16 protein-coding genes are annotated in these 20,080 nt (G+C 63.0%); 2 read left to right on the top strand and 14 right to left on the bottom strand.

The window, feature by feature from the left end:
* Positions 1-177: 177 nt before the first annotated feature.
* A complete protein-coding gene (locus tag IGS58_RS20335) occupies positions 178-1,476 on the top strand; it encodes a leucine-rich repeat-containing protein kinase family protein (RefSeq protein ID WP_230522771.1) in 1,299 nt (432 codons plus the stop codon).
* Positions 1,477-1,530: 54 nt separating this feature from the next.
* Here IGS58_RS20335 and IGS58_RS20340 read toward each other — a convergent pair whose 3' ends face one another.
* A complete protein-coding gene (locus tag IGS58_RS20340; RefSeq protein ID WP_230522525.1) occupies positions 1,531-2,796 on the bottom strand; it encodes a nitronate monooxygenase in 1,266 nt (421 codons plus the stop codon).
* A 183-nt stretch (positions 2,797-2,979) separates the two neighbouring features.
* Entirely contained in the window at positions 2,980-3,465 is a 486-nt protein-coding gene (locus IGS58_RS20345; RefSeq protein WP_034759416.1) for a YajQ family cyclic di-GMP-binding protein, read from the bottom strand.
* A gap of 185 nt (positions 3,466-3,650) precedes the next feature.
* Between IGS58_RS20345 and murB the strand changes: the two genes are divergently transcribed.
* On the top strand, positions 3,651-4,679 hold the full coding sequence (gene murB, locus IGS58_RS20350) for a UDP-N-acetylmuramate dehydrogenase (RefSeq protein WP_070259675.1): 1,029 nt from the start codon (positions 3,651-3,653) through the stop codon (positions 4,677-4,679).
* 75 nt (positions 4,680-4,754) lie between these two features.
* Here murB and ppnP read toward each other — a convergent pair whose 3' ends face one another.
* The 12 genes from ppnP to IGS58_RS20410 all read right to left on the bottom strand — a co-directional run bounded on the left by ppnP (position 4,755) and on the right by IGS58_RS20410 (position 19,893).
* Complete coding sequence (ppnP, locus tag IGS58_RS20355) at positions 4,755-5,069, bottom strand: pyrimidine/purine nucleoside phosphorylase (protein WP_099390254.1); 315 nt, start codon at positions 5,067-5,069, stop codon at positions 4,755-4,757.
* A gap of 25 nt (positions 5,070-5,094) precedes the next feature.
* Complete coding sequence (locus IGS58_RS20360; RefSeq protein ID WP_052140376.1) at positions 5,095-6,120, bottom strand: diguanylate cyclase; 1,026 nt, start codon at positions 6,118-6,120, stop codon at positions 5,095-5,097.
* Between the two features lie 10 nt (positions 6,121-6,130).
* Positions 6,131-7,183, bottom strand: coding sequence for a chemotaxis-specific protein-glutamate methyltransferase CheB (gene cheB / locus IGS58_RS20365; protein WP_070259761.1), 1,053 nt, complete (start codon positions 7,181-7,183; stop codon positions 6,131-6,133).
* A 10-nt stretch (positions 7,184-7,193) separates the two neighbouring features.
* A complete protein-coding gene (locus IGS58_RS20370; RefSeq protein ID WP_070259677.1) occupies positions 7,194-9,482 on the bottom strand; it encodes a hybrid sensor histidine kinase/response regulator in 2,289 nt (762 codons plus the stop codon).
* Positions 9,479-10,165 (bottom strand): chemotaxis protein CheW, encoded by a 687-nt coding sequence (locus tag IGS58_RS20375; RefSeq protein ID WP_070259679.1) that lies wholly within the window; start codon positions 10,163-10,165, stop codon positions 9,479-9,481. Before IGS58_RS20375 ends, IGS58_RS20370 begins: the two co-directional genes overlap by 4 nt.
* A gap of 9 nt (positions 10,166-10,174) precedes the next feature.
* Positions 10,175-11,425, bottom strand: coding sequence for a CheR family methyltransferase (locus IGS58_RS20380; RefSeq protein WP_230522526.1), 1,251 nt, complete (start codon positions 11,423-11,425; stop codon positions 10,175-10,177).
* Entirely contained in the window at positions 11,422-11,877 is a 456-nt protein-coding gene (locus tag IGS58_RS20385; RefSeq protein WP_070259684.1) for a chemotaxis protein CheW, read from the bottom strand. The genes IGS58_RS20380 and IGS58_RS20385 overlap by 4 nt, the downstream gene beginning before the upstream one ends.
* A 4-nt stretch (positions 11,878-11,881) precedes the next feature.
* Complete coding sequence (locus tag IGS58_RS20390; protein ID WP_230522527.1) at positions 11,882-13,693, bottom strand: methyl-accepting chemotaxis protein; 1,812 nt, start codon at positions 13,691-13,693, stop codon at positions 11,882-11,884.
* 186 nt (positions 13,694-13,879) lie between these two features.
* Positions 13,880-15,115 (bottom strand): argininosuccinate synthase, encoded by a 1,236-nt coding sequence (locus IGS58_RS20395; RefSeq protein WP_034759383.1) that lies wholly within the window; start codon positions 15,113-15,115, stop codon positions 13,880-13,882.
* A 69-nt stretch (positions 15,116-15,184) separates the two neighbouring features.
* Entirely contained in the window at positions 15,185-16,105 is a 921-nt protein-coding gene (argF, locus tag IGS58_RS20400) for an ornithine carbamoyltransferase (protein ID WP_034785055.1), read from the bottom strand.
* Positions 16,106-16,390: 285 nt separating this feature from the next.
* Positions 16,391-19,246, bottom strand: coding sequence for an ATP-binding protein (locus tag IGS58_RS20405; RefSeq protein WP_070259688.1), 2,856 nt, complete (start codon positions 19,244-19,246; stop codon positions 16,391-16,393).
* Positions 19,247-19,476: 230 nt separating this feature from the next.
* Positions 19,477-19,893, bottom strand: a complete 417-nt coding sequence (locus tag IGS58_RS20410; protein WP_070259691.1) for a hypothetical protein — start codon at positions 19,891-19,893, stop codon at positions 19,477-19,479.
* Positions 19,894-20,080 lie beyond the last annotated feature (187 nt).

A 20,080-nucleotide genomic window follows, 5' to 3' on the forward strand; every position in this document is an offset into this window, starting at 1 on the left:
GGACCGTGAAACAACTTTGCGCCGATGATAGTGCTGCAACCAGTGTGAAAGTAGGTTATCGTCAGGCTTGTTATTCGAAAAAACCCCTTCCGGTGATCCGGTTGGGGTTTTTTTACGTCCGCTGGTTTTAACTGCACCAGCGATTGCCGGGTTTTTGAAAGGGATGTCTTGTCTGCTGTGCATACACTGGAGCAATTACGGGCTGGCCAACTGGCCGGCCTGCGCCGCCTGAAGCTATCCTGCGGCTTGACGGACTTCCCCCGCGAAATCTTGGACCTGGCCGCCAGCCTGGAAATCCTCGACCTCTCGGGCAATGCGCTGTCCACGCTGCCCGACGACCTGCCACGCCTGCACAAGCTGCGCATCATTTTTTGCTCGGACAACCTGTTCACCACCTTGCCGGCTGTGCTTGGTTCCTGTCCTGCGCTGGAAATGATCGGTTTCAAGGCGAACCGGATACGCCACGTGTCTGCTGCCGCCTTGCCATCCAGGCTGCGCTGGCTGACCCTGACCGACAATGCCATCGAAGCCTTGCCGGACGAACTGGGCAAGTGCAGTGAGCTGCAGAAACTCATGTTGGCAGGAAATTGCCTGGACAGCTTGCCCGCTTCGTTGACGAACTGCCGCCGTCTGGAACTGGTACGTATCGCCGCCAACCGTTTTACGGCGCTGCCCGACTGCCTGCTGTCCCTGCCACGCCTGAGCTGGCTCGCGTATGCGGGCAATCCCTGCACGGAAGCGCGGGAACTGGCGGCCTTGGCCGGTACGGCTGCGGCAGGCGTGGCATGGCAGCGCCTGGAACTGGCGCAGCAGCTGGGCGAGGGCGCATCGGGGGTGATTTACCGTGCCTGTCTGGATGGCGCGGATGATGTCGCCGTCAAAGTGTTCAAGGGGGCCATGACCAGCGACGGCTTGCCGCGCAGTGAAATGGCCGCCTGCGTCGGCGCCGGTGCGCACCCGGGCCTGATTCCCATCCTCGGGACGCTCGATGCGCATCCGCAAGGGGCAATGGGACTCGTCATGCCGCTCATCGACGCGGCCTTTCGCAACCTGGCGGGACCGCCGAGCCTGGAATCGTGCACGCGCGACGTGTATGCCGATGACGCGCGCTTTACCCCTCCGCAAGCGCTGGCCATTGCCCATGGCATCGCTTCGGCCGTGTGCCAGCTGCACGCGCGCGGCATCGTGCATGGCGACTTGTATGCACACAATATCCTGCATGCGGACGCTGGTACCTCCCTGCTGGGCGACTTTGGCGCGGCGTCCATGTTTGTGCCGGGCTCGCCGCGCGGGGACTTGCTGCAGGGCATAGAGGCGCGTGCCTTTGGCGTGCTGCTGGGCGAACTGATCGCGCATTGTGCGACGCCTTTGCCGGCCCTGCAAGTCATGATGGACGCTTGCCTGCAGGAAGAAGCATTGCAGCGGCCCAGCTTTAATGTGATCGAACGGGCCTTGCGGGACATGCTCCCCGCATAAAAAAATGGCGCAGCCTTCGCAGGCTGCGCCATTTTCATTTCAGGCTGGCAAGATTCAGCTTGCCACCAGGATTTCTTTTTCCGGCAGGGCGATCTGGTTGTCGACGCTGAACTGGTAATCCTTGAAGACGTGTTCGGCCGTCAGGATCTGGTATTCGCCGTTGTCGAGCTTATGCGTGGTGTCCTTCAGGCGATACGTGTAATGGCCGCAGGTCCAGCAGTTGAAGTTGCGCATGTGGGTGCACAGGCACGTCTTGTCCATCACGACGACGGTTTTTTGCTCCGGATGGGCCGCCACTTCGCGGTTGTACGAGTTGATGTACGCGCAGTTGCCCGTCGCGTCGAGCAGGTAGCCATACGATTCGCAGCCTGGGCGGATGCCGGCGCCGATGGCGGGCGTGTTCTTCAGCATGCGCATCGGGTAGCCCGTCGGCGAGACGCCATTGACGATGATGTCTTCTTCCGAAGCCTTGTAGTATTCCTGCTTGACCTTGTTTGGCAAGCCGCATTCCTTGGTGACGGTAAAGCGCGTCGCCACTTGCACGCCAGCCGCGCCCGCTTCCAGGAAGGAAACGGCGTCGCTGCCCGTGAAAATGCCGCCAGCGGCGATCAGCGGGATGTCCAGCTGTTCGGCCTTCAGGTAGGTCAGCAGTTCCGCCGTGATCGTGTGCAGGTCGTAATTGGCCCAGTCCATGCCGAAACCAAGGTGGCCGCCGGCCAATGGCCCCTCGACGATGATAAAGTCGGGCAAACGGTCGAGCTTGGCGTTCTTGCGCAGGAAAATCTGCAGGGCGCGTACGGACGAGACGATGATGCCCAGTTTGGCATCACGGAAACGCGGATGGTCGGCCATCAGGGCGAACGAGCCGAAGTGCAAACCGGCGGACAGGGTGATGCCGTCGATGCCTGCGTCCAGCGCCGCATTCAGACGCACGCGCAAGGTTTCACGCGGGCCATTCATGGTCAGCTTTTCCATGCAATTGACGAAGATCAAACCATCGCCTTTTTTTGCTTCCATGGTGCGGCCAATATGCAACCGCTGCGCTTCCGCCAGACGGCCCAGGTCGAATTGCACCACGGCCTTGTCGCTGTTATTGATGTTGAACTTGTACAGTTTCGTCTTGTCTTTGACGAAGGTGGTGTCGAAACGGCGATCCGACACGTCTTCCACCATGGCATCGGAGATATGCCCGATACCGTTCAGCCGGGCCGCTTCCAGGGCCAGCTCCGACGTGGAAATATCCACACCCATTCCGCCTATCATGATGGGCACATATTCTTTTTTGCCAAATCGCAGGCGGAAATCATCAACACGTTTCATTGCTATCCTTAGACTACCGTGGTTATCACTGAGCCAGATGTACGGTCAAGCCCGCCGCCGGTCAGGCGCGCGGGCGCATGTAGCTGCGCGCAGCTTCAATTCTACCCCAAGCGGGCAGGCGCTCCGAGGCAGCTTGCCGCCATGCCGGTGCAAGCGCAGGCCGGAGCGTGCGCATCATCGAAATTAATCGCGGAAATTGTTAAATTCCAGCGGCATGTCGGGCACGTCCTTGCGCAGCATGGCCATGGCCGCCTGCAGGTCGTCGCGCTTGGCGCCCGTGACGCGCACGGCTTCGCCCTGGATGCTCGCTTGCACCTTCATCTTGCTGTCCTTGATGACACGCACGATTTTCTTCGCATCATCCGATTCGATGCCATTCTTGATCTTGATGATCTGCTTGACCTTGTCGCCGCCGATCTTCTTGATGTCACCTTCGTCGAGGAAGCGCACATCGACCTTGCGTTTGGTCAATTTGTTGGTCAGCACGTCGCGCACCTGGCTGAGCTGGAATTCCGAGTCCGCAAACGCGGTCAATTCGTTTTCCTTGTGCTCGACGCGGGCGTCGCTGCCCTTGAAGTCGAAGCGGGTCGTGATTTCCTTGTTGGATTGCTCGACTGCATTCTTGACTTCGATCATATCGGCTTCGGAGACTACATCAAATGACGGCATGGTCTGTTCCTTTTCTTGTTAAAGCGAGCGCACGCTCGGCGCGCTGGGCCTTGGCGGCTGATTCTGCGCCATGGGACGGCCCTGTTAAAGATGCGACATTTTAACGGACAACGGGCAAGTCGCCCTTGTCCTGAGGTGGTTTTTTGTCGCTTTCGCTCTATAATCGAGCAAAATTTCCCTATCCCATGTCTGCAGAGCTCACCATCGAACACAATTACTCCCTCCAGCGCCTGAATACCTTCGGCATCACGGCCAACGCGGCCGCCTACGTACGCATCACCTCGCAGGCCGAATTGCACGCCGCGCTGCAAGATCCCGCCCTGTCCGCCATGCCGCGCCTGATACTGGGCGGCGGCAGCAACATCGTGCTGACGGGCGACTTTCCCGGCGCCGTGTTGCACATGGCTACGCGCGGCATGCGCCTGGCGCAGGCGGATTTCGAGACGGTACTCGTCACGGCCGCGGCCGGCGAAAACTGGCACGATTTCGTGCAGTGGACCCTGGCGCAGGGCGTGGGCGGGCTGGAAAACCTGTCCCTGATTCCCGGCACGGTGGGTGCGGCGCCTATCCAGAATATTGGCGCGTATGGCGTTGAAATCAAGGATTATCTGCATAGCGTGAGCGTCATGCACAGCGCCAGCGGCATCGTCTTCGATATGGACCGCGATGCTTGCCGCTTCGCTTACCGCGACAGCATATTCAAGCAGGCGGACGGGCGCGAGCTGATCGTGCTGGAAGTCACGTTTGCCTTGCCGGCTGAGTGGCAGCCGAACTTGCGCTATGCGGAACTGGCGCAGGCCGTGGCCGAGCGCAATCTTGCCGAGCCGACAGCACAACAGGTAGCCGAGACGGTGATGGCGATCCGCCGGAGAAAATTGCCCGATCCGGCCGTGATCGGCAATGCGGGCAGCTTCTTCAAGAATCCCGTGGTGTCGCGCGAGCAATGTCTTGCTTTGCTGGAACGTTTCCCGACCCTCGTGCACCATGCGCAGCCCGATGGCACGGAAAAGCTGGCGGCCGGCTGGCTGATCGATCAGTGTGGCTGGAAGGGGAAAAACCTGGGGCCCGCGGGAGTGTATCCCAAGCAGGCTCTGGTTCTGGTGAATAATGGCGGCGCTCGTGGCGCGGACATTACCCGGCTGGCGGCAGCAATACAGGATGATGTAGAGGCGAAATATGGCGTGCGCCTGTCGCCCGAGCCTGTGTTTATCTAAATAGTCAATCCGCGCTTGAAAAAATGTTCAGGGCAAGGCAGTGCAACGCAGCCATGGACGTTTTTTCTGCGTGGATTATCCGAAATGGCAGACGTAGTCGACGGTCTCGACCGTTTCAATATCAAAATAGCTATTGCCCGGCACCTTGAATTGCGTGCCCGCGGCATAGCTGTTCCATTCTGTCGCGTCGGCCAGGCGCACCTTGCACAGGCCGCTGACGATTTCCATGATTTCCGGCGCGCCCGTATTGAAGCGCAACGATGACGCGAAAATCACGCCCACGCTTTTCTTCGTGCCATCGGCCAGGATGACGTTATGCGAGACGCATTTGCCGTCAAAGTAGATATTCGACTTCTTGACGACGCTGACATTGTCCAGTTGTGTGCTCATGCTTCACTTTCCTTGCTGTTAAAAATCAGTCCTGGACGTCAGCGGCGCTCAGCACGCTGTTGCGTCCGCCGCGCTTGGCCGCGTACAGGGCCTGGTCGGCGCGGTTGATCAGTTGCTCCACCGTCGAGTCCGGTGACGGCACGATGGTGGCCACGCCGATCGAGATGGTGACGATGCCCGTGCTTGCCGCCGGATTCTCGATCTGCAAGCCTTCCAGATGGCGCCGGCACGCTTCGGCGATCAGCAGCGCGCCGGCCGGATTCGTTTCCGGCAGGATCAGGGCGAATTCTTCGCCGCCGTAACGGGCGGCCAGGTCGGCCGGGCGTTTCAAATGTTCCGTCAGCACGGCGGCGACTTTTTTCAGGCCCAGGTCGCCCGCCAGGTGGCCAAAGTGATCGTTATAGCTTTTAAAATGGTCGATATCGCAGAATAGCAAGCTCAGCGGTGTTTTGTCGCGCTGGCCACGCTGCCATTCGAATTGCAGGGTTTCATCGAAGCGGCGGCGGTTGGCGATGCCCGTCAAGCCATCGAGGGCGGCCAGTTTCTGCAGCTCGATATTCGCGTCGGCCAGGTTTTTTTGACTTTCTCGCAGGAAACGAAAAGCCTGGTCGCGCTGCAAGCGGCTGATGTGGGCCGCCGAGTGATAGCGTATGCGCGCCAGCAACTCCAGGCGGTCTGGCAGTTTCACCACGTAATCGTTGGCGCCGACGGCAAAGCTGTGCGCCTTCAGCTTCGGGTCATCCTTGGCCGACATCACGATCACCGGCACATGCGCCAGCGCCTCGTTTTCGCGGTACAGCTTGATCAAGGCGAAGCCGTCGATGCCCGGCATCACCAGATCCTGCAGGATGACGGTCGGTTGCAAACGCAGCGCCGTGTCCAGCGCCTGGGTGGCGTCGGTCATATAGTGAAACTCGATATCCTGCTGATCGCTCAGCATGCGCCGGATTGCCTCAGCAATAATCAACTGGTCGTCCACCAGCAGGACGCTGACCTTGAATTCGGTCAATGCGGGTTCTTGCTGGATGAAGCTGGAGGAAAATTCTGGCATTGCATTCTTTTCAGATGTTAGGGGAGGGCTCCCACCCATTGTTGAGTTTGGCGCCCAGGCGGCTGCGCAGGCTGGCGCCAATTCTATCCAATGGCAGGATGTGCTGCGCCGCATCGAGTTCGGCCGCCGCGCGCGGCATGCCGTACACGGCGCTGCTGGCCTGGTCTTGCGCGATGGTCGTCTTGCCGGCGCGACGCATGGCCAGCAAGCCATCGCCGCCGTCGCGCCCCATGCCTGTGAGCAATACACCGATGGCGTCGCCGCGCCAGTGCTCCGCCACGCAGTTGAAGAATACATCGACGGAAGGACGGTAAACATACTCGCGTGGTGCTGCATCGTAACCCAAACGATAATTTTGATCTAGCAGCAGGTGATCATTGGTCTTGGCGATCAGTACCGTGCCGGACACCAGTTCGTCGCCTTCGGCAATCACGCGCACAGGCATGCTGAGCTGGTCATCGAGCCATTTGGCGAAGTGCGAGGCAAAGGTTTCATCGATGTGCTGCACCACCACGATGGCGCAGCCGGGCGGCGCCGTCCAGCCGGACAGCACCCTGGCCACGGCCGAAGGGCCACCCGTCGAGGCGCCGATGGCCACCAGGGTCGATACCTGGCCATCGCCCCGTTCGCCGCCATTGCCGTTCGCCTGGCGCGGCGGCGGAGGTTCTGCGCTGTGGCGTATCAGCTTGCCGATGGTCTTGATCTTGGCCAGCAGCTCGCTGTCGCCGCCCACTTGTCCCTGCAGCACGGGGGTGGCCGTGACGTCGAGCGCGCCCGCGCCCAGTGCGCGGAAGACCTGGTTGACATTGTCTTGCGGGCGGCCCGTGACCACCAGGATGGCGCACGGGCTTTGCTCCATGATCAGGCGCGTCGCCTCGACGCCATCCATCTCCGGCATGTTCAGGTCCATCAGGATCAGGTCGGGGCGGTTGCCTTCGCACATGCGCACGGCTTCGAGCCCCGTGCGGGCGATCCACAGCACCTGGTGTTCCTGCGTGCTGGCCACCACGCGGCGCAGGGCCTCGGCAGCCATGGCGACATCGTTGGCAATGGCAATTTTCATGAAGTACAACTCATAAGCGGGCATCTCCTATCAGGTCGGCCACCGCGTCGAGCAAGGTCTCGTCGTGGAAGCTGCCTTTGGTCAGATAATAGTCGGCGCCGGCGGACAGGCCGCGCGCGCGGTCTTCCGGACGGTCCTTGTACGAGACGATCATCACCGGCAGCTTGTGCAGGTGCAGGTCCTTCTTGATCAGCGATACCAGTTCGATGCCATCCATGCGCGGCATGTCGACGTCGGTGATCACCAGGTCGTACTCGCCGCTGCGCACCACGTTCCAGCCGTCGATGCCGTCGATGGCCACGTCGACTTCGAAGCCGCGCGCCAGCAGCAGCTTGCGCTCCATTTCGCGCACCGTCAGCGAATCGTCGACGACGAGGATGCGCTTGGCGCGGCGCTGCTGCGCGTGGCCCGCCTGCGCCAGCTGGTGCAGGCCGCCCTCGTGCAGCAGCTTGTCGATCGACAGCAGCAAATCGGGCACGTCGAGGATCAGCACCGGTTCGCCGTCGTCCAGCAGGGCGGCGGCGGAAATGTCGCGCATCTTGCCGAAAATCGGATCGATGGCCTGCACCGCCAGGCTTTGCTCGCCGCGGATGGCGTCGACCACCAGCGCATAGCTTTGCTTGCCGCGCCCGATCACCACCACCGGCAAGTCCTCGGCCTGGTTCGCCGCTTCGCCCAGTTCCAGCACCTGCGCCGCCGAGACCAGGCCCAGATGCTCGCCCTTGAGTTCGAAGAACTGCTTGTTTTCCAGGGTATGGATGGCCGCTTGCGGCACGCGCACCACGCTTTCCACCTTGACGATGGGGATGGCGTAGGCTTCACCCTGGATATCGATCACCAGCGCGCGCACGATCGATTGCGTCAGCGGCAGGGTGATGAGGGCGCGGAAACCCCGGCCCGGCTCCGATTCCAGGCGCACCGTGCCGTTTTGCTGGCGTATCGTCTCGTGCACGATATCGAGGCCCACGCCGCGGCCGGACAATTGATTCGCCTTTTCCTTCAGGCTGAAGGCGGGCAGGAACAAGAATTCCAGCAGCTCGCCCGGCGACAGCGCGGCGGCCATGACGGGGCTGGCCATCTTGCGCTCGATGACGGACTGGCGGATTTTTTCCAGGTCGACGCCACGGCCGTCGTCGCTGATTTCGATGCTCAGCATGCCGGCGCGGTGGCGCGCCTCCATGCGTATCGTGCCCAGCGCTTCCTTGCCCGCGTCGATGCGCTCGTACGGGCCTTCCATGCCATGGTCGATGGCATTCCTCAGCATGTGGTTCAGCGGGCTTTCGATCTTCGCCAGGATGTCGCGGTCGACCAGGGTGTCTTCGCCCTCGATCTCCAGCTGCACTTCCTTGCCCAGGCTGCGCGCCAGGTCGCGCACCATGCGGGGAAATGCATGGATGCCGTCGCGGAAGGGGCGCATGCGCAGGGCCAGCACTTCGTCGACCATGCCTTGCGAGACGGCCAGCAGGCGCCGTTCATAGGTTTCGATGTCGGCGATGTGCTCGAGCATGAACTGCTTCAGGGGCTGCGTCTTTTGCAGCGCCAGCAGCGACTTTTCCATCAGGCCCGCGTCGCCCGCGCGGGCAATGGCTTCGTGCAGGTGCTCGATGGCGGAAAACAGGCTGCTCTGGTTGCGTTTGAAGCGCTGCAGCGCGCCGATGAACGGGTGCATCTGGTGCGCGTTGATGCGCGATTCGCTGGCCAGCGACAGCAATTTGTCGAAGTTTTGCGCCGGGGCCTTGGCTGGTGCGGCCCCCGTGCGCGGCGCAGGCGCGGCCGCTTCCGGCTCCTCTACCGCCAGGCCGCTGGCCACGGGAGCCTGTGGTGTGGCCGCTGCCGGCGCCGGCATGGGCGCAGGCGCCGAGGGCAGGGCCGGCAATTCGGGCAGCTCGGCGATGCCGGCGATGGCGTTCAGGGTCTGGTCGATCTGCGCCGCATTCGCGGCCAGCCATGCTTCGGCGCCCGCGTCGTCCAGGCGCGACAGCTGCACGATCAGGTCGACGCCCGAGAGCAGCACGTCGACCCGCTCCGGCGTGAGCTTCAGTCGGCCATGCTGGGCGGCGACAAAGCTGTCTTCCATGCCGTGCGCCAGCTGCACCACCACCTGCAGGCCGACGATGGCGGCCGCGCCCTTGATCGAGTGCGCCGCGCGCATCATCGCTTCGACGGCGGCCGCGTCGCCCGCATGGCGCTCCATCGCCAGCAAGCCGTCGGTGAGAATCTGGGTCTGGCTGTCCGCCTCCATGCGGAACAGGTCCAGCATGGAAAAGGCACTCAGGTCGCCGTGCTGGTCCTGGCTCATCGTAATAGTCTCGCAAGTTGAAAGCCGATCAGCGCCGTGTCGAGGCAGCCGATGCGCATGTCGCCTTCGGTGATGACACAGGACAGATAGCGCGACAGGCCCTTGTTGATGGTGGCCGCCGGCGCCTGCACGGTGCTTGATGCATAGCGCACGATGCCGTGCAGGTCGGCCACGGGCAGGGCGTAGGCCTGCTCTTCCCAGCGCATCAGCAGCAGGCGCGCGAACGTGTGGCGACCCTTGGCCGGCGGCGCGCCCTGTTCGTCGATGCCCAGCAAACTGGCCAGCGACATGCATGGATACAGCTTGCCGCCGATATTGACGATGCCCGCCAGGCCGCGCCCGCCGCGGTGCGGCAGCACGTGCGGCTTGGCCTGCGGCGCCACGGAGTCGAACACGCGCGTGGGCAGCGCCAGCCATTCGCGGCCGATGCGAAACACCAGCACCGAGCTGTCGCGCACTTCGCCGCCCGCATCGATCTGGCGGAAGTGGCTGGCCCAGTCGCGCTGGTAGTGTTCATCCACGGGCCGCTGCAGGTTGCGCTGCGCGGCACCCGCATACACGTCGCAGTTGCGGCAATGCACATTGGCCGGCAGCTTGGGGCAGCTCTGGTCGCCGACCACGCCGATATGGTTCCAGCAGTCGTCGATGGCGGCGGGGGACTCGGTGGCGATGAGGTTGGTCATGCTTGCCCCTTAGTTGGACGCCTGGCGGCGCTGGTAGATGCGCGCCGCACGCGCCTTCAGGGTGGCGGCGGCCGTGTGGTTGCCATTGCGTTCGGCCAGCAGGGACAGGTGGCACAGCGCTTCGTAATGGTCGGGCTGCAGGTAGATGCAGCGGCGCCAGTAATCGTCGGCCAGGTCCATCTTGCCGGCCAGTTCATTGATGATGCCCAGCATGAAATACGCTTCCGCCGCCTCGGGCACTCTGGCCAGGTGGGCGTGGCATTTTTCGCCGGCCTCGCGCAGCTGGCCACGGTCGGCCAGCAGGCGCGCCTCGGCCAGCAAATCGGCCTGCGCGGCTTGCGCGGCCGGCGCCGGCGATGGCACGGACACGGGGCGCGTGCGCGGCGCTGTCGCGGCGGCAGGGGCGGCTGCGGCGGCGCGCCTTGGCGCGGGCGGCACGCTGCGCAGGGGGCGCGCGGCCGGCAGCGGCGCCACTTGCACGGGGCTGGCCGGCGCCGCCGTCTCCTTCTTCAGGGCGAAGGCCTGGCGGAACTGCAGCGGCGCAAAGCCGTTCTGGCAGAACGACGGCACTTCCGCATAGCCGGCCAGCAGCATGCCGTCGTCGGCCAGCAGGGCGGACAGGTTGTGGATGGCCGCGCGCGTGGTCGGCTTGTCGAAGTAAATCAAGAGGTTGCGGCAGAAGATGACGTCGTAATGGCGGCTGTAGGTGGCGGTATCGAACTGCAGTAAATTGCCCTGCCTGAAGGTCACCTGTTCGCGCAGGGAGTCGATGATGCGGTAGGCGTCGTCGGCCACGTGCGTGAAATAGCGGTCGCGGAAGGCCACGTCCTGCGCGCGGAAGGCATTGCGGCCATACACGCCGGCTTGCGCACGCTCGATGCAGCCGGGACTCAGGTCATACGCGTCGATGCTGAACGCCTGTTTCGGCACGCCGCCGTCGCGCAGCGCCATGGCCATCGAATACGGTTCCTCGCCGCCCGCGCAGGGAATCGACAGGATGCGCGTGGCGCGCCCCCGTGCCCAGCGTTCCTGCACCAGTTCGACGGTGGCGTAGAACGCCTGCGGGTCGCGGAACAGCCACGATTCCGGCACCACCACCAGCTCGATCAATTGCGTCATTTCGGCCGGCGTGAGCGCCTGCAGGTAGGCTTCGCTATCGCTGAAGCCCGTTTGCTCCATGCGCTGGCCGACGGCCCGTTCGGCCACGGCTTTGGAGACGGACAGGCCGGTCGCGCGGCGCAGCAGGGCTTGTGCCGTCATGCCGCGCCCGCGTCTTGAAACAGCAGCGCGCGCACGTCGGGCGGCAGCAGGTGCTCGAGTTCCACCAGTTGCACGATGCCGTCGGCGTCGCTGGCCACCTGGCCCAGGAAGGGCGCCGTCGTCACGCCGCTGTCGTCGAGCTTTTCCGCATCGATGTCGGCGATGCCGCGCACCTGCGAGGCCAGCAAGCCCAGCGCATGCGTGGCGCCGCCGGGCGCGCGGTAGTCGACGATGACGATGCGCGTGTCGAACTGCGCGGCGGCGGCAGGCAGCCCGGCCAGGCGCGACAGGTCGATCACGGGCACGGGCGTGCCGTGCAAGTCCATCAGGCCGGCCACGTAGTCTGGCGTGAGCGGCAACTGTTTCAGCTCCAGCAGCGGCAAGACGCGCACGATGCCGGCCAGGGGCAGGCCATAGCGGTCGCGTCCGATGTGAAAGAGCAGTACTTTCATGGGATCAGATGGTGACGGCGAAGGTCGATACGCTCGACTGCAGGTCGCCCGCCGCATATTGCAACTGGTGCACCGCTTCGCTGGTGGCTTTCAGCGATTCCACCGTCTGCTGCGTGGCATCGTTGAGCTGCATCATGGTATCGGAAATCTGCGAGGCGCCGATGGCCTGCGATTGCATGCCTTGCAGAACGGCATCGAATTGCGGCGTGAGTTTCTGCACCTGGTCCATCACGGACGACAATTGTTCCGCCACTTGGCGCACCTCGCCCACGCTGCGGCGAATTTCTTCCGAGAATTTATCCATGCCCATCACGCTGGCCGAAACGGCCGACTGCATTTCCTTGAGCATTTGCTCGATATCCCAAGTGGAGACGGACGTCTGGTCGGCCAGGCGGCGGATTTCCGTCGCCACCACGGAAAAGCCGCGGCCCGCTTCGCCCGCTTTTTCCGCCTCGATGGCGGCGTTCAGCGACAGGATGTTGGTCTGGTCGGCCACCTTGGTGATGGTGATCAGCACGCTATTGATATTGCTGGCTTTTTCCGACAGGGCGGCCAGCTTGGCATTGATGGAATCGGTCGCCGAGACCATGTGCTGCATGGTCGAGTCCATGCGCTTGAGGTTGTTTTGTGCTTCGGCCGTGGCATTCGTCGTGTAGTCGGCCACGGCGGTGGCGTCTTCCATGGTTTTCAGCAACTGGCTCGTGTTGGCCGAGATTTCCTTGGTGGTGCTGAGAATTTCCACGCTGGTTTGCGCCTGTTCGATGCCCGTGGCTTCCTGCTGGCGTGCCGAGGCGGCGATTTCCGTGGCCGAGGTCGTCACCTGGATGCCGGCTTTTTGCACATTGTTGAGCAAGCTGCGCAGATTTTCGAACATCTTCGCCAGGCCGTTGCCCAGCTGGCCGATGGCGTCATTGCCCGTGATGCCGACCTTGCCCGTCAGATCGCCCGAGGCCGCCTTCGACACCACTTCCAGCAGGGAATCGACCTTGGCCCGCAAGCTATTCGTCGCGGCCAGTTCGTTAGCCTGGTTGTCCTGGATGGTTTGCGCCATGCGGTTGAATTCTTCCGTCACCTTGCCCAGCTCGTCGCGCGAGATGATGGCGGCGCGCGCGCCCTGCTCGCCGCCGGCGATGCGTCCGACGGCGTCCGTCAGGCTGTTCAGCGGGCCGAGGATGGAACGGCCCAGCAGGTAGGAAATGCCCAGCGCCAGCACCACGCACAGCAGGCCGCCCAGCGCCAGGGTCAGCAGCATGGTTTCCTGCAATTTTGTCGTGGTGGCCGTGCGTTCGACCAGCAAGCGGGATTCTTCGGCAGCGACTTCGTCAAGCAGCTTGTTCGCTTGCGCGACGGCCGGATAGCCGGTCGGCGGCATGGTGCGCGCCACCGCTTCCGTGGCGCCCGGCGCGTTGCCCAGCGCGCGGCGCTTCTCGATCAGGGGATTGATCCACTCCTTGACCCAGGTGGTGGTCAGCGCGTCGATCTTGCGGAAGCGTTCCGACTGTACCTTGTTGTCGACCGTCATGGCGATGGCTTTTTGCGTGTGCTGGCTCAGCACCGCCATCTCGTCCGTTCCAGGGTTCAGCGAGGCTTCGTTGCCTGTGAGGATGAAACCGCGTGCTTCCACCTGGATTTGCAGGATGGAATTGTGAATCCTGTCGATCTCGACCAGCACTTCCATCGTGTGGCGGTCCCATGCATTGGCTTCCGACAGGCGCGAAAAGCTGTTGTAGGCCACGCCCAGCAGGATCAGGATGATGGCCACGATGGAGCCGAAGCCCAGGTACAGTTTATTCTTGATACTCAGGTCTTTGAACATGGGAGGGCTCCGGAAGCGGGAAGGTCAGCACAATTGCACTGTAGCATTTTGCCATGCGGACAGCAAAATGGGGGCGATCTCGGGACGTGGCGGGGCGTAATTTGCGGCAGAGTGCGCTCCAGACGCAAAAAAGCCGCCCGTGGGCGGCTCAGGCAGCTGCGGGCGGCAGTGCCTCCCGGCAACTAATTACTTCTGGCCGCGCTTTTCGCGGGCGATGGCGGCGATGCGCATGCGCAAGGCGTTCAGCTTGATGAAGCCGCCTGCGTCGGCCTGGTTGTAGGCGCCGCCGTCTTCGTCGAAGGTGGCGATGTTCATGTCGAACAGCGAATCCGTCTTCGAATCGCGCGAGACGACGATGACATTGCCTTTGTACAGCTTGATGCGTACCCAGCCGTTCACGGTTTCCTGCGTGTGGTCGATCAGGGTTTGCAGGGCAACGCGCTCAGGCGCCCACCAGTAGCCGTTGTAGATCATCGATGCGTAGCGCGGCATCAGGTCATCTTTCAGGTGGGCCACTTCGCGGTCCAGGGTGATCGATTCGATGGCGCGGTGGGCTTTCAGCATGATAGTGCCGCCCGGGGTTTCATAGCAGCCGCGCGATTTCATGCCGACGTAGCGGTTTTCCACCAGGTCCAGGCGACCCACGCCATGCTTGCCGCCAACCTTGTTCAGTTCGGCCAGCACGGTGGCAGGCGACATGCGCACGCCGTTGATGGCGACGATGTCGCCTTTTTCGTATTCGATGTCCAGGTATTCCGCTTCGTCCGGGGCCTTTTCCGGGCTGACGGTCCAGCGCCACATTGTTTCTTCCGCTTCGGCGCTCGGGTTTTCCAGGTGGCGGCCTTCAAAGCTGATGTGCAGCAAGTTGGCATCCATCGAGTACGGCGCGCCGCCGTTCTTGTGCTTCATGTCGATTTCGATGCCGGCGTCTTCCGCGTACTTCAGCAGTTTTTCGCGCGACAGCAGATCCCACTCGCGCCATGGAGCGATGATTTTCACGCCTGGCTTCAGCGCGTAGGCGCCCAGCTCGAAACGCACCTGGTCGTTGCCCTTGCCGGTCGCGCCGTGCGAAATGGCGTCGGCGCCTGTGGCGTTGGCGATTTCGATCAGGCGCTTGGCGATCAAAGGACGGGCGATCGAGGTGCCCAGCAGGTATTCGCCTTCGTAGACGGTATTGGCGCGGAACATCGGGAAGACGAAATCGCGCACGAATTCTTCGCGTACATCTTCGATATGGATGTTTTCCGGCTTGATGCCGAACTTGATGGCCTTGGCGCGCGCCGGTTCCAGTTCTTCGCCCTGGCCCAGGTCGGCCGTGAAGGTGACGATTTCGCACTGGTAGTTATCTTGCAGCCATTTCAGGATGACGGAGGTGTCGAGTCCGCCGGAATAGGCCAGGACTACTTTTTTAATGTCGCTCATATTGCTTCCAGTTGTCGTTGTCGATATATGTGTTGCGATGCTGCCGGGAGTTCTGCAGTTCCAGGCCAATTAGTTGATTTTACCCAGTAACAGGTATTCGATCAGCGCTTTTTGCACGTGCAAACGGTTTTCCGCTTCGTCCCACACCACCGATTGCGGGCCGTCGATCACTTCGGCGGCTACTTCCTCGCCGCGGTGGGCGGGCAGGCAGTGCATGAACAGCGCGTCGGGCGCCGCGCGGGCCATCTTCGCGCCATCGACGATCCAGCCGTCGAAGGCGGCGATGCGAGCCGCGTTTTCCGCTTCGTAGCCCATGCTGGTCCACACGTCCGTGTTGACCAGGTGCGCGCCTTCGCAGGCGTCGGACGGGTTGGCGAAGAAGGTGTAGCGCTCGGTCTTGACTTGCGACAGGTCGATGTCGTAGCCCTTCGGCGTCGACACGTTGACGTGGAAGCCGAACACCTCGGCCGCCTGCAGCCACGAGTACAGCATGTTGTTGGCGTCGCCGATCCAGGCGACGACCTTGCCGGCGATCGAGCCGCGGTGTTCGATGTAGGTGAAGATGTCGGCAAAGACCTGGCACGGGTGGTGTTCATTGGTCAGGCCATTGATCACCGGCACGCGCGAATTGGCGGCGAAACGCTCGATGATTTCCTGGCCGAAGGTGCGCACCATGATGATGTCGCACATGCGCGACATGACCTGGCCCGCGTCTTCCACCGGCTCGCCGCGGCCCAATTGGGAGTCGCGCGTGTTCAGGTAGATGGCGGCGCCGCCCAGCTGGTGCATGCCGGCTTCGAACGACAATCGCGTGCGGGTCGAGTTCTTTTCAAAGACCATCACCAGGGTGCGGTCGATCAGGGGATGGTAGATTTCGTAGTTCTTGAACTTGCGCTTGATCAGATGGGCGCGTTCGATCACATATTCGTACTCTTCCAACGTGAAATCGGAGAACTGGAGGTAGTGCTTGATCGGTTTTTTTGTCGACATAATGACCACTTGAAGATGCGCAGGCCGCCGGCGGCGTGCCTTTCCCGCCGGGTTGCATCAGCGTAAAACATCTCGTCTGATGACTGCCTCGCCCGGCGCGCTGCTGTGTTGATCGGTGCCAGCGCGACGCCTGTCGCGCGGTACGATGCGGTTTGCCAAGTTGAAAATAATGCAATGGCAAGTACTTCAGCCGTTCAATTATAAGGGTTTTGCTTTTAGATTGGAAAGACTGGCCGGGCGCGTACTTGTATAGGCAAGCCTGCGCCCGGGCAACGGGGCGGTGGATTAATAGATGCTGGCGGGCGCAGCGCCGTCCAGCTGCGGCGCCACCAGGGGCAAGTCCAGGGTGAAGCGGGTGCCGGCAGGGCTGCTGGCCACCTGGATGGTGCCGCCCAGCAGGGCCGTGACGATGTTGTAGCTGATCGACAAACCCAGGCCGCTGCCACCCTGGCCCAGCTTGGTGGTAAAGAAGGGGTCGAAGATGCGCGACAAATGCTGTTCGGCGATGCCGCCGCCATTGTCTTCGAAGACGATCTGCACGCGCGCCGCCTCCATCGTGGCGGACAAACGCATGCAGCCCGTGCCGGCGCCACCATCGTTGGGCGCGGGGGGGAAGGCGTGCAGCAGGGCATTGTTGATCAGGTTGGTGATCACCTGGCCGAACGGGCCAGGATAGCTGTCCATGGCGATGCCGAAGGCTATCTCCACTTCGATGCGGTGGCCCGAGCTGCGGATGCGGTTCATGACGGTGGCGATGATTTCATTGCTTACTTGTTGCAAGTCAAACCGGCGCCGCTGCTCGGTGGTGCGGTCGACGGCCACCTGCTTGAAACTGTTGACCAGGTCGGCCGCGCTGCGCAGGCCGCGCATCACCAGCGCCGACGCCTTGTTCGCATCGTCGATGAAGGCGGCCAGGTCCGAGCGGCGCAGGCCGGGGCCGTTCATCAGGCGTTCCACGTCTTCCGTCTTTTGCTGCATGGTACTGGCGATTAATAAACTGTTGCCGATCGGGGTATTCAGTTCATGCGCCACGCCGGCCATCAGCGAACCGAGGGCAGCCAGTTTTTCCTGCGATACCAGTTGCGCCTGGGCATCTTGCAATTGCCGGTAGGCGCTGGCGTTGTCGAGCGCGATGGCGCCATACGCGCACAGGGTACGGAAGATCAGCCGCTCGCGTTCGCCATACGCGTTGGCATGGCAAGCTTGCACCGTCATCACGCCCAGAACGCGTTCGCCCACCATCAGCGGCACGTACAGCACGCTCTGGTTATGCAGGGTGCCGGGCACCGTGTAGGCATGGCGGCGCGGCGGTACCTGGTCGATATACACTTCGCGCCGGCCCAGCAGGCAGCGCACGGAGTAGGCGCGTGGATTGCTCAGTGGAATGGCGTTGTCGGGCAGGGGACGGCCCGCTTCCATGCCGTGCGCGCGGCGCAGCGCCGTGCCAGCCGGATCGAGCATGTAGACGGCGAAGGTGTTGACTGGCAGCAAGGCGTGCACATGGCGGTCCAGCACCTGGAATACGGCGCTGGCGTCCAGGTGGGTGGTGATTTCCTGGCCGATGGCCGACAGCCGTTCCAGGGTGTCGCTGGTCTGTTGCAGCACTTCGGCGCGGCGCGCTTCGGAGGCGGCCAGTTCGCGGTGGTGATAGCCTTCCGAGCGCGCATGTTCCGTCTGGTGGTAGACCTGCATGGCGGTAGCGCGGTTGCTCGCCTGCTGGGTGTGGCTTTTTTCACGCGCCATGCCCGCATCGAGGGCGATATCGTAGGCGCGCGCATAGTCGCCCGCATGCGCGTATTCGCGCGCCAGCGCATCGAGCAGTTCGCCGGGCGGCGAATAGCCTTCGATGGAGGCGGCCACCTGCAGCGCCTGGTGCAGGAAATGCAGGGCGGGATTGCGTTCCTGCATGCCTGCGGGCGGCGGCAGCTCGTGGCGCGCATGCAGCATGGACAGGACGCGCAGCGCCGCCACCTGATGCATGGCGTCGCCTTGCGCGGTGGCCAGCTGGCAAGCCCGTTCGGCCGCCTGCAGCGCTTCATCGGGGCGATCCAGGTAGGACAGCGCGTGCGCGCTGCCGCGCTGCGCCATGCTGCGGAAATCGGCCTGGCCCAGCGCTTCGGCGCGCTGCGCCAGCCGGCTGAAAGCGTCGAGCGCCGTGTCGTAGTCGCCCTTGTCCAGGCTCAGTTCACCCAGGTGGAATAGGGCGTTGGCATAGGTGCGCGCGCCTGCCACGGGGGCCAGGATGAGCAGCGCCTGGCGCAGCAAGTCTTCGGCCGCGGCCAGCCGCCCCAGCTTGCGCATGGTTTCGGCCGTATGCGTCTGGCAGGCGCCGATGCTGCGGGGCCAGCCGGTGGGGCGCGCCAGGTCCAGCGCACACTGCATCCATTCGAGGGCCGATTCGTTGTCGTTGAGACTGGCGAAGCAGTCGCCGATATTGATGGCGGCCGTGATGGCGCCGCGCAGCTGGCCGCTTTCCAGCGCCGCTTCGTAGCTTTGCATGTAGTGGCCGGCGGCCGTGCCCAGGTCGCGCGAAGTGTGCGCCAGCAAGCCGCGGAAATCATGCACCCAGGCAGCCAGCGGCGCGGGCAGCTTGCCGCTGGCGCCGTCGGCCTGGAAGTGGCTGCCCCAGCGCGCTTGGGCGGCCGGCGCATCGCGCAGCACGGCCCAGCGCGCCGTGGCCGCGTCGGCCAGGCTGGCGCGCATCGCATCGCCGGCGCTGCGCGCCTGTTCGGCAGCGGCCAGCAGTTCGGCATCGCAGCGGGCATGGTCGCCCCGGTCGACGGCAATCGAGGACAGCAGCCAGTGCGCATCGGCGCAAGCGGCGCCGTCGCCATGCGCGCACAGGATGGCGTGCGCCGCCATGGCCAGGCTTTCGGCCGCATCGAGCGCACCTTGCAGCCAGGCCACTTCCGCCTGCACCAGTTGCAGGCGCGCCTGCGCCATGGCCAGGGCGTGGGCCGGCAGTTGGGCCTGGGGCAACAAGGTTGCCGCTTCGTCTGCATGGTGCAGCGCCTGTGCGCAGTTACGCTGGCGCAAATGCCATGCCAGCAACATCAGCAAGGGCAAGCGCTCCAGGGCGCGCAATGGTCGCAGTGTGTCTTCCCACTGTGCAATGTCATGTTCGAGGGCGAACATTTCCATCCGAAATCTCCCGCAAGGCGATGGTGTTGGCCCGCGGCCAGTGACACCTTATTGGATCGCATTGTAAGCTGCATTCGGATGCAGTTGTTTGGCCGACTCGACAGTATTTTTTTGCGCGCGCCATTTCAGGCGGCGCAAAGCAGGCGGGGCGTGCATCAGCCCCTGCCGGCTGATGCACGCCCCGTGGACAGCCTGGCGATGGCCGTGCCGCCTGTACCGTACTGCTTGTGCTAGCGGCCGGCGAAGTGCACGGTGCTGGCTGTTTCGCCAGCCTTGGCGATGGCGCCCGGAATATTGTTCAGTCCGGTAATGGCGATGACGTCGCCATCGTTGCGAAATTCCATGCGGGTGCCGCTGGCCGTTTCAAAGACGCCGGGCGCGCGGCCGAACAGCTCTATTTCGGGCTGTCCCTTGATTTGCGTGAAGTAACGGTTGACTTGCTGGCGCAGCAGCAAGGTATCGCCCGTGTCGAGCTGGTAGCGATTGCCGTACTGGCTGAATTCCTGCGGGGCCAGTTTATAGACCTTGCCGGAGATCTGGACCTTGTCCTGATCGCCGATTTCCAGCGCGCTGGCGCTGAGGCAAGAAAGGCCGAGGACGAGGGCGGCGCTACCGAGGGCGAGGGTACGCGAGAACGATGCTTTCATGATTTCACCTTGTGATCAAAATGCTGGTTGGAGTTAGACCAATGTTGTCTCCAGCAGGTTCGCTGGCGGGGACAATGCCAAGGTAGCAATCGGACCTGCGCGATGCCAGCGCAAAGCGATGAAACGCAGGAATTCGGCGCTGAAACGCGAAATCGGACGATGGATGGTTTTGGAATGAATGCAGGAA

This window comes from Janthinobacterium sp. EB271-G4-7A, assembly GCF_020858075.1.
GTDB lineage: Bacteria > Pseudomonadota > Gammaproteobacteria > Burkholderiales > Burkholderiaceae_D > Janthinobacterium > Janthinobacterium lividum.